This window comes from Akkermansia biwaensis, from assembly GCF_026072915.1.
GTDB classification, from domain to species: domain Bacteria; phylum Verrucomicrobiota; class Verrucomicrobiia; order Verrucomicrobiales; family Akkermansiaceae; genus Akkermansia; species Akkermansia biwaensis.
Genome location: NZ_AP025943.1, coordinates 1,901,159 through 1,913,924, shown reverse-complemented (window position 1 = coordinate 1,913,924; position 12,766 = coordinate 1,901,159). Strand labels below are relative to the sequence as shown.

Here is a 12,766-nt window from a genome sequence, read left to right as displayed (position 1 = left end):
CAATCTGTGTACAAAGAGTGTACACTTTGAGAGTGTTTTTAGCCTTATTTGACAAGGTATTTCTGTCATACGGATCACACAATAGACGGCCCAATTGACCGCTTTGTAAAACGGAAATCCTGCGCGTTATATATAATTGATACAATATTAGTATATTGTGTTAATTTATGTCCATCTACACTCTTTCCCATCAGGTAAGGCGGCAGGATGAAACACTTTGCGGAAATGGCGGGAAGTACTCGACCGGAGATGTTCTGTTCTCAGACAGAAGGAAGCGAATCATTCTCGGACAATACATTGCGGAAGGCGGTGAAGGATCGGTCTTTGTTGCCCATTCGGCATTAGGATCGCCACTCGTTGCCAAGCTCTACTATCCGAACCAACGGATGTGTTGGCGCGAGCAGAAGCTTCGGCTGATGTGTTCCCGCCCCATTCGTTCTCCGTACGTGGCGTGGCCGCGTGAGATTCTGTACGACGAACTGCGGCGCTTTGTTGGCATACTGATGCCCCGGGCGGACGGTGTTCCGCTCGGGGCGTTCGCGTTTCATGCGGAACTGCTGAAGAAACAGTTCCCCTCATGGACCCGTTACGATCTGACCAGGCTATGCCTGAACCTGTCGGAATCAGTCCATGCTCTGCACCGTTGCGGTGTCGTCCTGGGCGATCTGCATCCCGGCAATGTGCTGGTTTCTCCTGATGGCTCCATCTGCTGGGTGGATGCCGCCAGTTTTCAGATCGAGGACTATCCCTGTTCCGTCGGCACGGAACGGTTCCGGGCACCGGAACTTAGAGGTAACTACGGAGACTTCCTCCGTGCCCGCAGCCACGATGCCTACGCTCTGTCCGTCCTGCTCTTCATGACATTGGCTCTCGGCCTGTCTCCCTTTGCCCGGCAAGGAGGAGAAGGAGACATGCGGGAAGCCGCCGGAAAGGGCATACTGCCGTACTCGTTTGCTTCGTACAAGCCTCCGGCGGGATTCTACCCGCCCGATACGCCCGGGCGCTATGTCTGGTCATATCTCCCCCGCAAACTCCGCGACGCTCTCGGTCACAATCTTACCTGTGTCCAGCGTCGCGATTTGCGTCCACGCGTCTCCCCGGGGTATCTGACGCGTTGTTTCCATCAATACCTCAGGGATATGGAACCGGGAGGCAGAAGGAACCATCCCATGTACCGGGATCTTCTGCATGACCGTTCCTGTCCGCCCCGCAATCTGATGGAGCAGATGATACCTAACATCTGTACAGACTGCGGGATTCGCTTCCGGGAGGCTCCTGACGATGCCGCACGGCGTTTACGACAATCTCATGCCCGTCCCTTGTGCAGGCTCTGCATCAGGCGTCGTAGCGCACTGAATCAGGCATCCCGGAATCCAACCACCAACCATTAAATCGAATCATGATGTCCACATCAACAACACACTCAACCAAACAGGAACAGCTCGCCGCTATGCGCGCGTTCGGCAACAACACCAACGCCCGGCTTCCCGTTCTCTTCCTGCTGGATGCCAGCAGCAGTATGAACGGAATCGTCCGGGGCGACCATCAACAAGTCCTCCGTCAGGAGTACGCTGACGGAATCAACTGGAATATCGTCACGGGAGACAATCTCATCACCCGGATGGATGAACTTAATGCCGGCCTTCAAAGGTTCATCAGCGACATTCTGGCTGATCCTCTGGCAAAACTGGCCGTTGATGTAGCAGTGATGACTTTCGCCCAGACGGTAGCAACAGTAAAGGAGTTCGGTCCGATCCGGGAATCTGACGCAGGTCTGAAGATCTCCACGTCACAGGAGAATGAAACGCTCTTGGGTAAAGCCGTCGAATTGGCTCTAGCAGAACTCGACAGCCGTAAACGTACCTATCGGAAACACGGAGTGGAATACTACCAGCCCTGGCTCGTCGTGATGACGGACGGGGTTCCGACCAGCGCCCGGCACCGGGAGCTGGAGGGACGATTGAAGGTACTGACGGCTGACCGCAAGCTCAGTGTGTTCGTCTTCGGTATCGGTCGTGCCGATCTGTCGGAGCTTTCCTGCATCAGCCCGGGGCGCCCTCCCATGCAGATCAACGATCAGATGTTCCCGGAACTGTTCGCATGGCTGAGCCGTAGCGCCCGCATGGTCAGCATGTCCATGCCGGGTGACGGGGTATAGCTGACTCCACCCCCGGAGGATGTGTGGCGGGTGTAACGCCGCAACTATCGGAAAGCTCCTTGTTACAGGGGCTTTCTTTTAGATAGTCCATAACATGAATGAGGTTGCTCCCACTATTTCAAGTTTATGTGTTTTCTTGAAATAGCGAGAATTGTTATTTCAAGAAATGTTCCTATGGGAGCGATACCTTTTGATGAAAGTCGTCGGACGATGTGAGCTTTGCATGCATGCCGGTTTTGCTATGCTTCATTGGGCTCATTATTCCAGAATGACTGCCGTTATTCGGGTTGCCATATGGATTGATCGAAAAGAAGACAAGGTATGACCCATCTGCCGACAGAAGACGAAACCCCGGTTCCCGGAGAGCTGTTATTGTATACTTCTCCGGATGGCAACATCCGTCTGGATCTTCGCATTCATGATGAGACCTTGTGGATGACCCAGCAGATGATGGCCGAACTGTTTCAGACAAGTAAACAGAACATCGGACAACATATTGCGAATATCCTGCAAGAAGGTGAGCTTCAAGAGGATGGAACTGTAAAGAAATTCTTTACAGTTCGATTGGAAGGAGAACGACAGGTGAAACGTTCTGTCATCTTCTACAACCTAGACATGATCATTTCCGTCGGTTACCGGGTGAATAGCATACGGGGCACTCAATTTCGCATATGGGCGACCCAGCGCCTGAAGGAATACATGATCAAGGGGGTTGCCATTGATGACGAACGTTTGAAGAACCCGCCGATTCCCGGAACGACACCGTTGACGGCCCACTTTGATGAATTGCTCGAGCGTATTCGGGACATTCGTGCCAGCGAACGGGCATGTACCTGCGCATCAAGGATGTTTTTGCCATGGCGGCTGACTATGTGCCGTCCGGAAAGGAAACGACGGAGTTTTTCAGCTCAATTCAGAACAAACTGCACTATGCCATTACCGGACACAGTGCTGCGGAATTGATGATGATGCGGGCAGACGCATCAGCGCCCAACATGGGGTTGACCAGCTGGGCCGGAGACCGAATCCATGTCAGCGATGTTACGGTCGCAAAGGAGGAAGAAATCAGCGATTTCAATCGTTTGACCTCCCTGTGCCTGGACTTTGTCGAGGATCAGGCAAAAAAACGCCGTGAGATATTCCTGCATGAATGGGAAGACGAGCTTAACGAACTGCTTCGTCTCATGGGAAGGCGTGTACTGAAAGGCAAGGGGCAGCGGTCAAAGAAGCAGGCCCAGGCGCATGTCCGGGGGCAATACCGGCTTTATGAGGAGCGCCGCAGGCTGGAGGCTGAACACCAGGCGGAACAGGACTATGTGAAAGAACTGGAGCGAGATATCAAAAAGCTGGAGAACAGGAAGAGCCGCAAGTAATTTTCAGTCTCAGGCCGTTAAACGCTTCGGTATATGGTGATGTATTTTCTTTGAAGAAAGCAGCAGTATTCTGTTCCCCCGCACTTTTTGATTTTCTGACACCCATTATTGACAATGGGTTGTTGACGTATCGTCATTCTTGAGAAACAGGTAATTCCTGTGCCCGTTTCTGGGCCATGTTCATCAGGAAGCTCATTTGATCCGTGGAGTCCTTACTGATAACATCATTCAATTTCCAGAAAAATTCTGCCACTAGCGCATCATTGCATTCTTTCTGAATCCTGTCTTCCATGGCAGGAAGCAATAGTTCTTCCTCCCTGGTTTCAGCCGGATAGGTGGCAATGACATTATCAGTGATATTTGACAGGGGCAAGATGACTTCGTTGAGATACCCCTTATTCAGTTCATCACAGGTTGCCCCCCATTTTTTCATCAATGCATCATGTCTCTTCCCGATGATGTCGAGGTAATCCATGGCGTCATTGTAGGTCGCAAGGGACAGAATCTCCTTTTCCATCTCCTGTTTCAATTCATCCATCTCCTTGAGGCACTGGCGTTGCACTGTCTCGACTTTTCGTTCGTATTCCTTCGCCTTGCCAAGGTAGTCATCCAGTTTGTAGTAGGCACGGATTTTTCTGTACAGGGCGTCCTTGAATTCCTGAGATGTCCTGGCTGCCCATTGTTCGGACGGATGGGATGCAGAAGAAGGGACGTCAGTCTGGGACGATTGTTGCCATAGCCATACGCCGGCAAGTACAAGAATGATGACGGCAACAGTGACTGCGTAGGAAACGGATTTTCCGGAAGCTCCCGTTTCCCGTAATCCTCCGGGTTTCCCCTGTTGCAGCCATTCCTTCCACTGTCCGGCTGTCTGGCAACGCTCTTCAGGCCTGAGCCGCAGGTTCCGGTCAATGGATGCCAGCAGTTCCCGGGGCCATGGCTGGGAAAGAGCCATGCCCGAGAGCGGGGCGACATCATCCCGCATCAGCCTCCTGTCGGCCGGTTCGACGGAAATTCCCGAGATCAACTCGTACCAGGTCGCGGCCAACGCATAGAAATCCGTCCATGGGCCGATTGCTCCTTTCCCGGTGATTTGTTCCGGGGAGGCATAGGCATACGAGAACTCTCCCTGAGTAATCGTACAGGTCACTTCCGGCTTGTTGAGCGCCGCCCCGAAGTCGATCAGCACCGGCAGCCCCCGTTCGTCAAAGAGGATGTTGCCGGGTTTGATGTCGCGGTGGTAAATGCCCTTGCCATGCAGATAGTCCAGGCCACCCAGCAGGAGCAAAAGCCACTCGGCGGCTTGCTCCGGGGTTATAGTGCTCTTCCCGGAAGCGGCTTCGTCCATGCGTTCCCGTAGCGAACCGCCTTCCAGCCACGGCATCACATAGAAGATGCTGCCATGGGACTCGAAGACGTCGTAGACCCGGACGATGCGTTCATGGTTCAGGGAAGCCAGCGTTTGCGCTTCCTTGCGGAGTGAATCCATAGCCGTCCGGTAAGCCTGCCGGGACGTATGAGGCAACGGGATGATCTCTCCCGTATCCGAATCCCGGCTGCACAACCCCAGGGGGAAACATTCCTTGAGAACAATGTTGCGCCTGAGCTGGCTGTCCCAGGCGATGTAGGTGATGCCGAAGCCTCCCTGGGCCAGCGCCTTGAGCAACTTGTAATTGCCCAGCAGAGATCCCGGAGGCAATGCGAATCCGGAGGCGTCCATACAATCAGGCAAGCGGGGGATTGCCGAGCCTCGGCACTTCGTCGGCCAGGAACTCCTTCAGGGTCTTGCCCTGGGAGAAGGCTTTTTTCTCAAGAACCTTGCGGGTATCCGGGTCGAGCTTCAGGGTAATCAGCGTCTCCTCTTCCACCTGCACCCGGCTCGGGAGAGTCAGCGGGAGCTGCTTGATGAGTTCCCGGATGATGTGTTCCTTGGCGGCGGGAATGGGCTTTTTCGCCATCCAGTTGCGGACGGTCGCTTCCGTAACGAAACATCGTTCGGCGAGCCATGCGTAGTCGAAACCGTTGGCCTTGAGCCACAGCTTGACATTCATTTTCAGCTCATCCTGATTCACTCCCGCCATGTTTCGGAATGTAGCACTATCGCTCAGGAATGGCAATACGGTTATATAGCATCCCTATTTTTGAGATTAAAATGAGATTTTCAGGTTGACTAAAATCGTAAAAAGGAGATATACAGGCAATGTAAACGAGATGCCGGCAATGAAAAGTATCATCCAGTTCACCTGTCCCCAGTGCGGAGGCCATCAACTGATGCTCGTCGAACGGGCCATGCACCGTTATGTCGTCCAGAGTCTGGAGGCCGATCGTCAGGGAGGGCTGGCTGTCGGACACAAGGTTCTGGTGGACGATTTATGCGGAGAGCCGCTGGGGTACCGCTGCGCGGACTGCCGTCATCCGGATTGCCATGGGAATGATTCATCGGAAGGGTTTCAATGGCATTCCCTGAAGGAGGTGCAAAGCGCCGGAGTCATTACCTGGCCGGACGGGATGGAAACGGTAGAACACCGGTGCATGGTTTGTTTCCCCGACGGGAAGATGACGCCTGTGATCGTCGAGGTCGTTCATCCCGGTACTCTCACCGAGAAGGAACGCCGCACCGTTCTGGAACGTGAACGGGCAGCGCATGGCATCCTGATCAGCCAGTCGGATTCCGGTATTCGAACGTTGGCCTGCCGCAACTGGAAGCGGGTCAAAAGACATGTTCTGCAATCAATAACCAACGACATGTGATCACATGAAGAGAAATGAAATATATAAAATCGGGTTAGCGACTGGACTGGCCATTGTGACCACCTCCCTATTGTCCTCCTGCGCCATCCTTGTCGGGAAGAGCGCTCGGGAGCTTAGCAAAACTGAACCAGGCAGGGAGATTCTGTTTACGTTGATTTGCTCCGGATTGTTTGGTTATTCGATCTTCCTGGCGCTCTACTGGTTGTCCGAGCATAAAGAACCGGCTGCAATCAAGGACTTCAAGACGATTGCCATTGTATTCGCCGTGGTCGATCTCATCCTTGCCGTGATAGACTCCGGTTTTCTTGCTTTGCTGGAATTGGCGGCCATTGTCCTGGTTGCTCATAAAGTTCTGAATTTCACACTGGGTAAATCATTCGGGGTATTAGGCATCAGTATGGGAATTTCTCTTGTCGGGGGAATTCTGGCAGCAGTGATTTTGGGTGTAGAGATATAAACGCGATAAAGGATAATGGGAACAGGAGTCCACAGACGAAAAATTCGGCTTCCCCGGGTCATTATTCTGATGGCAGCCTTGTTGTGTCTCTGCAGTACCTACAATGCTTCCTCACAGATATACAGCGGAGGCGGGGATATAAGAGTTAATGAAGGATGGGGAGACACTTTGGGCCCTCACTACACGATCGATGAATTGTCCAGGTTCATGTATCTTGCTGTATCGAAAGGCCAGGACAAAGAGGTTCTAAGACTGATACAGGAAGGCGCTGATATTAACGCCAGAGACCAGGGAGGCAGAACATTCCTTATATGGGCTTCGATGGGAGGACATGATAGAATTGCCAGGATACTGATTGATGCCGGGGCAGATGTTCATGCGAAAGATGCAAAAGGTACAACAGCTCTCATGCTGGCCGCCACATGGGGATATGATACCATCGTTCAGATGTTGATTCTGGCAGGGGCAGATGTTAACGCAACAAGTAGCGGACATGAAATCACTTCTCTTCTGGCAGCTTCGGCCAAAGGTCATGCTGAAATTGTAAAGATGCTTATTCATGCAGGAGCCGACATTAATGTCAAAGGATTCGAAGAAACAACTCCCCTGATGATAGCTTCGGCCAACGACCATGAACAAGTAGTCCGAATACTGATTGATGCGGGAGCTCATCTAGAAGCACAAAATGAATTTGGCAAGACTGCCCTCAAATTGGCTTTGGATAAAGATCACGATAATATCGTGAAGATATTGAAAAGAGCAGGCGCCAGAGGAGACTGGCTATGGATAAGCCTTTTGTACAGCATAATTCTGGGAGTGGTAATGTTTGTAGTTATTGCCGTGTTTTCAGCTGTCGGGAAAAATGGTGGATACAAAAGACTTATTCTATGGAGTGCCGGGATAGCAGTAGCTGACATGTGCTGCAATTTAACATTTGGTGGCTGGATACCGTATTTTATCCATGAATTCAGGTTCTGGGGAATCCTTGACAGATCACTCAATTTCCCTTGGGGAGTGTGGTATTCATTCTTAATGATAAGCCTTGGAATTCTGGTCGAAATTCGGACTGCTTGCGACTTTAAATGGTCTTGGGGACGTTCTTACGTTACTCTTTTCAGTATTTTGGCTCTAACTCTTTTCACATCTTATCATGCAGGCAAAATCCTGCCGGGAGGCAATTAACACAAATACAAACATAACAATGAATACAGTACGCCAAAGACAAAGACTTGGGATAAAAAGGAGCATTCTTACTGCTCTGCTGATGGGGTTTTGCTTCCTTTTTTATACTCCTGAGGCGTTTTCTCAAGATGAGCCCGGTTCTCCTCCGAAAAAGTCTGGTTTGGCTGAAGATATGGAGAAAGGTATTGCGCAGGCTAATCAGAGATATGGACAGCAGCTTTACCAGCAGTACATGGGAGGAGCCACTACAGCCAAGGAATGTGCTATAGGAGTCCTACGGATGGAAAATGCTATTGCTGAAGCTGAGGGAAAAGGAGATACGGCCCAGGCTAATGCGTTGCGCCAGCAGCTTGCTAGGGCTCAGAGCAACAATGAATGGTCGATAGGTCATTTACAGCAGAAAGCTAATGTCGGGGATACGAGAGCACAGAGAGAACTGGATGAATACTACGCATTCATGAAAACCGTGGAAGGTTCTTCTCCTGGGGAGGCGTTTCCATTCCTCATCAGCATCATCTCCGGTCTATTGTTGTACGGGTATATTGTGCTGCTTTCTCCCAAGGATGCTACAATAAACCGGAAAACATTGATCCCGTGGTGCGTTGGTCTGGCCATCTTCGATATGCTTGGCAACTGGGTGAATCAGTCATGGCTCTTTCTCTTCGTTGAAATCCTGGTCATCCTTGTAGTCGCCCGGAATTTCCAATGCTCATGGAAACGTTCCTTTGCCATCCTGGGCCTCATGCTTGTTTCAATACTCATTCTGGGAGGACTGTTGCCATTATTCTTCTGATGCGCTTTCTCTCGTTCAGTTCATGAATCTACACTTTGATGCTTATGATTTCCTATTACCTTGCTCGACCGGGCAGCACACAGGAAGGACCTTTTTCCGAAGACGAGCTAAAAGGGTTCTATCATCAGCGGACTCTTCCCCCCGGGTCTTACGTCTGGACAGAAGGATGGGATCAATGGCGTCCCTGTGAAGACGCCTTTGAATGGTTTATTTCCAGCGCCAAGCTGCCGCCTCTTCCTCCACATCCCGGTTCAGAAGGTACGGCATCCCATTCGAACACATCGTCTGCTCATGCGGAACAACATGAGAAATCCTTTTCTCCAGATGAAATGAAGGCATCGACGGCAAAGGAATACAGGTCCTTGTCAGATTGGATGCAGAACCATGAAATTCTGAATCAGATCCATCGATGGGGATTGCGGGCATTACAGGTAAAAGGGCAAACGTACGGAATAAACCATTATACTGTCTGTGTTATTGGACTGATGCTGGTGATCATCATCCTTTCGGTTGGTGCGAAGAAGCCCGCTGTTCCCCAGTATGAATCAAATGCGTGGATACAGAACAGTATGGGTGGGGGCGACAATTCGGACTATCAGTTGCAACAAATGATTCGTGCGGCCAATAACTTTTACGAAAACAATGCCATGGAGATCTGCAAAAAATGCGGAGGAAGCGGAGTTGTAACGCCGGGCAGCGGAAGGGCTCTCTGGAATCGAACGGAATCAAATCAATACCGCATGCCTTGCCCGCAATGTGGCGGAGCTGGTGAAGTACCACGATCCCGGAATTCGGGACGTTTCAATGACGGCACTTATCAGGGAAGCGGCTGGTAAACTCTGACAAAATCATGAACGATTATCATATAACACGCCCCGATGGTACGCAGGAAGGACCGTTCTCGGAGGAAGAATTAAAAGAACTCTACCGGAACAGGAAGCTTCCGCAAGACTCTCTGGTATGGACTCCCGGCTGGGATACATGGAAAATTTGTCAAGATACGTTCTCCTGGTATGCAGTACCTCCTCCCTTGCCAATATCGATAGCACCACCACCAATACCAGCTGATTACATAGCCGTTATTAATGAAAATCTTATGGAGCAGTCCAATACTGGGGGTGTAGTTTCGGGTATATGGGAAGGAGTATGTATAAATACAACATATGGGGGCAGTGCTCCAATAGAAATAAGTATACAACAAAATGATAATATAATTACCGGTTATATTTCGATTAAAGGTAATGAATTGGGAGGTAGTGGTGAAATAAGTGGCATGACCAATGGGAATTCTATTACATTCACCTCTCCCGGCGATAACGACACCATGACAGGTATCCAATGGGAAGGAGTTATTACCGGGGAAGAAATAAATGGAACCTATTTGGTAAATCCATCCTTGCATGGAATCTCTATTGGGATGGAACAGCAATACGGAGTCTTCAATGCAAAAAGACAATAGTACGATAAAGTAATATCGCATGCTTCTCTCATAATGCGAAAGTGCATAAGTATATGCATACAATCTGAAATTCAGTATGTTTCAATGACGGTTCTTATCAGGGAAGCGACTGATAAACTCTGACAAAATCATGAACGATTATCATATAACACGCCCCAATGGTACTCAGGAAGGACCGTTCTCGGAAGAAGAACTGAAGAAGCTATATCAGGATAGAAAGCTTCCGCCGAATTCCCTGGTATGGACTCCCAGTTGGGCAACATGGAAAGCTTGTGAAGATGCGTTCTCCTGGTATGTAGCTCCACCGTCTCCACCAACAACTGCAACACTACCACCATTGCCCGTTGCACTGAACAATGGCCAGGAAAGGAAAACCTCTCCCTTCCTTCAGGATGCATGGTTACATATGGCAATAGGAGCCGGTTTAATTGTGGTTTTTGTGATCTGCATCAATTTATGGCCTCAAGTGAGATTCTGGCGCTTTCTGATATTAATAGGTGCTATTCTTATATTCAAAGGCTTTGGATCGTTCCGGAAGCATTCCAGAGCGAAAGGAGGAGAAACACAGGCTGCACCCGTTCGGTCCGTCCATGCTCATGGGCGACATAAAAGCAGTATCATTGCAGGTTTGCTGGCTATTTTTCTGTGGCCCGTTGGAGCTCATAAATTCTACAATGGAAGCTGGGGATGGGGGATCATATATATTGTGATCATTGTTGCTGCATTCATTAATCCTAATCCGGCGCTTGGGATTTTATGGATTTCCGAATTCATCCTTGCTCTCATTCAAGGCATATGGTGGCTGGCAAACCCGGTCGCTTATCATAGAAAGCACAATGAAACCATACCAGCCCCGATGAAGTGGTAATGAAAAGAAAGGGATTCTTATCATGAAAGACAAATCAATTAAACAACCGTGGCCTCGGAGCGCCAAGGTGACGGTGTGGGTGCTGGTGGTACTGTTAGCTATTGTGTTGCCGCTTGCATATATCCTCATTCCTGATCCTCCTGTTGTCTATATCCCGGATGTAATACATACAGAGGAGCAAGACCCATCTGATATTGAAGACATTCCCATGGAGACTCCCGCCTTAGTGCCAACGGAGGAGGATGTTCCTATCATTATGCCTGATCTTGAAGATATTGAAAAAAATGATCCTATTTATCAGGAGTTTGAGATCTCTTGATGGGAAGCATCAAGATCACATGGTATAGATACACAACACACTGCTGTATAGTAGGCTACAATAATTGAGTGTTTTCTGAACAACTCAACGAAAGGAAAACATCATGAAAGACAAATCAACCAAACAACCTTGGCCCCGGAGTGCGAAAATCACTGTGTGGGTATTGGGAGTAGTGCTTGCACTTTCCTTCGTATGGCATATGTCATTCCGAATAGTAGCTTATGACTATCTCTGCAACCTTGAGCGAGAACTATCAGGTTATAAAGTAATAGAGGATTATTCCAAGTTTGATGCAGAAAATGACGTGAAGCTTGGTATCAACAGAAAGGAAGGTTATATGCTAGGGGCTAATGGAGAGAAACTGGACATACCGTTCGAGTTCCTGGAAATAAGCCCGGATGTATTCACTGCAGCCCAATGGGAGAGTGAGAGGAAAGCATTTAAGTTTTGCTTCCCTCTTCTATCCGAATAACCTAAAGCAATACCTTGCCGTTCCTGGCACGGAACGGCAAGGTATTGCTTTTTTAGCTGTCAGACACGATAATGTGCGTATCAATGTATTACGAACGTTTACAGCTATCAGCACAGAGGGAAAAAAGCGCCTCCACGATTTATGGAGCCGGGTACGACAAGTTCATGTCCACTTTCCCGGGGCAACGGGATGTGAAGATTCTTCTTTTCTGAAATAACACCTCCCTCACCGTCATATATACCAGACACAGGAACTTACCTGCCTGTCATTATTCACAAAAGCCGCCATGTTCCCATACCGGGCATGGCGGCTTTACCGTATCCACCCATCAACAACGAAAGAACAACCATCATGGCTATCAAGCTCATCGCCAACTACAGCAAACGCCTCGGACTGCCAGGGTATTCTTCCCACCAGTTCGAAGTCTCCATCGAAACCGAAATCCCCCACACATCCGAACTGGCTTCAGAAACCGAACGCCTCTACGGCTCCCTTCAGGCTGCCGTCGATGCTCAAATCCAGCAAGTCGGATTCGTCCCAGACGAACATTACGGCACACAGGCTACACAAAGGCCAGTTCCCGGGGCTTCCTGCTCGCAGACGACACCTGCATCATCTGTGAGACAAACGCCACCTGCAGGAGCTCCCGAGACCTCTGTTGCAACCGTTCCCGCATGGAAGTGCTCGGAAAAGCAACAGTCGCTCATCCTGGAACTGGCCGGGAAAGTCGGGCTGGATGGCACTGCCCTGAACGAACTGGCTACCCGTAGATTCAACAAGGTCGTTGCCATGCTCAACCGCATGGAAGCTTCCGGGCTGATCGACGAGCTGATGAACCGCTCCGGTGCGACATCCAAACGCTCGGCATCAGGCAGGAACAACTACACCCGCCGTCCCGCTACGACCTATGCCGGCAACTCCAACCCGTACTGAC

14 protein-coding genes and 1 pseudogene are annotated in these 12,766 nt (G+C 50.1%); 13 read left to right on the top strand and 2 right to left on the bottom strand.

Annotated features, from left to right (window positions below):
* Positions 1 to 416 precede the first annotated feature (416 nt).
* From OQH67_RS07845 to rhuM, 3 genes and pseudogenes are all read left to right on the top strand, one after another.
* Positions 417 to 1,391: a hypothetical protein gene (locus tag OQH67_RS07845; protein WP_215459029.1), complete on the top strand. Its 975-nt coding sequence runs from the start codon at positions 417 to 419 to the stop codon at positions 1,389 to 1,391.
* Positions 1,392 to 1,399: 8 nt separating this feature from the next.
* Positions 1,400 to 2,158, top strand: coding sequence for a vWA domain-containing protein (locus tag OQH67_RS07840; RefSeq protein ID WP_215459030.1), 759 nt, complete (start codon positions 1,400 to 1,402; stop codon positions 2,156 to 2,158).
* Positions 2,159 to 2,479: 321 nt separating this feature from the next.
* Positions 2,480 to 3,531, top strand: a pseudogene (gene rhuM / locus OQH67_RS07835) (RhuM family protein).
* 133 nt (positions 3,532 to 3,664) lie between these two features.
* Here rhuM and OQH67_RS07830 read toward each other — a convergent pair.
* Both OQH67_RS07830 and OQH67_RS07825 read right to left on the bottom strand, forming a co-directional pair.
* The gene (locus OQH67_RS07830) at positions 3,665 to 5,251 is read right to left on the bottom strand and encodes a serine/threonine protein kinase (protein ID WP_215711681.1); all 1,587 of its coding nucleotides are present in this window, start codon (positions 5,249 to 5,251) and stop codon (positions 3,665 to 3,667) included.
* 4 nt (positions 5,252 to 5,255) lie between these two features.
* Positions 5,256 to 5,612: a hypothetical protein gene (locus OQH67_RS07825; protein WP_046437621.1), complete on the bottom strand. Its 357-nt coding sequence runs from the start codon at positions 5,610 to 5,612 to the stop codon at positions 5,256 to 5,258.
* A 139-nt stretch (positions 5,613 to 5,751) separates the two neighbouring features.
* Between OQH67_RS07825 and OQH67_RS07820 the strand changes: the two genes are divergently transcribed.
* From OQH67_RS07820 to OQH67_RS07775, 10 genes are all read left to right on the top strand, one after another.
* Positions 5,752 to 6,282, top strand: coding sequence for a hypothetical protein (locus OQH67_RS07820; protein WP_215435254.1), 531 nt, complete (start codon positions 5,752 to 5,754; stop codon positions 6,280 to 6,282).
* 4 nt (positions 6,283 to 6,286) lie between these two features.
* Positions 6,287 to 6,739: a hypothetical protein gene (locus OQH67_RS07815; RefSeq protein ID WP_215435253.1), complete on the top strand. Its 453-nt coding sequence runs from the start codon at positions 6,287 to 6,289 to the stop codon at positions 6,737 to 6,739.
* A 69-nt stretch (positions 6,740 to 6,808) separates the two neighbouring features.
* Positions 6,809 to 7,921, top strand: coding sequence for an ankyrin repeat domain-containing protein (locus OQH67_RS07810; protein ID WP_161981351.1), 1,113 nt, complete (start codon positions 6,809 to 6,811; stop codon positions 7,919 to 7,921).
* A gap of 19 nt (positions 7,922 to 7,940) precedes the next feature.
* Positions 7,941 to 8,714 (top strand): hypothetical protein, encoded by a 774-nt coding sequence (locus OQH67_RS07805; protein WP_215435252.1) that lies wholly within the window; start codon positions 7,941 to 7,943, stop codon positions 8,712 to 8,714.
* Between the two features lie 44 nt (positions 8,715 to 8,758).
* Positions 8,759 to 9,550 (top strand): GYF domain-containing protein, encoded by a 792-nt coding sequence (locus tag OQH67_RS07800; RefSeq protein ID WP_215435251.1) that lies wholly within the window; start codon positions 8,759 to 8,761, stop codon positions 9,548 to 9,550.
* A gap of 14 nt (positions 9,551 to 9,564) precedes the next feature.
* Complete coding sequence (locus tag OQH67_RS07795) at positions 9,565 to 10,173, top strand: DUF4339 domain-containing protein (protein WP_215435250.1); 609 nt, start codon at positions 9,565 to 9,567, stop codon at positions 10,171 to 10,173.
* A gap of 130 nt (positions 10,174 to 10,303) precedes the next feature.
* Complete coding sequence (locus OQH67_RS07790; RefSeq protein WP_215435249.1) at positions 10,304 to 11,041, top strand: GYF domain-containing protein; 738 nt, start codon at positions 10,304 to 10,306, stop codon at positions 11,039 to 11,041.
* 22 nt (positions 11,042 to 11,063) lie between these two features.
* Positions 11,064 to 11,360, top strand: a complete 297-nt coding sequence (locus tag OQH67_RS07785; RefSeq protein ID WP_215435248.1) for a hypothetical protein — start codon at positions 11,064 to 11,066, stop codon at positions 11,358 to 11,360.
* Positions 11,361 to 11,463: 103 nt separating this feature from the next.
* Entirely contained in the window at positions 11,464 to 11,832 is a 369-nt protein-coding gene (locus tag OQH67_RS07780) for a hypothetical protein (protein ID WP_215435247.1), read from the top strand.
* A 618-nt stretch (positions 11,833 to 12,450) separates the two neighbouring features.
* Positions 12,451 to 12,765 (top strand): hypothetical protein, encoded by a 315-nt coding sequence (locus OQH67_RS07775; protein ID WP_215435246.1) that lies wholly within the window; start codon positions 12,451 to 12,453, stop codon positions 12,763 to 12,765.
* Position 12,766: the final 1 nt, after the last annotated feature.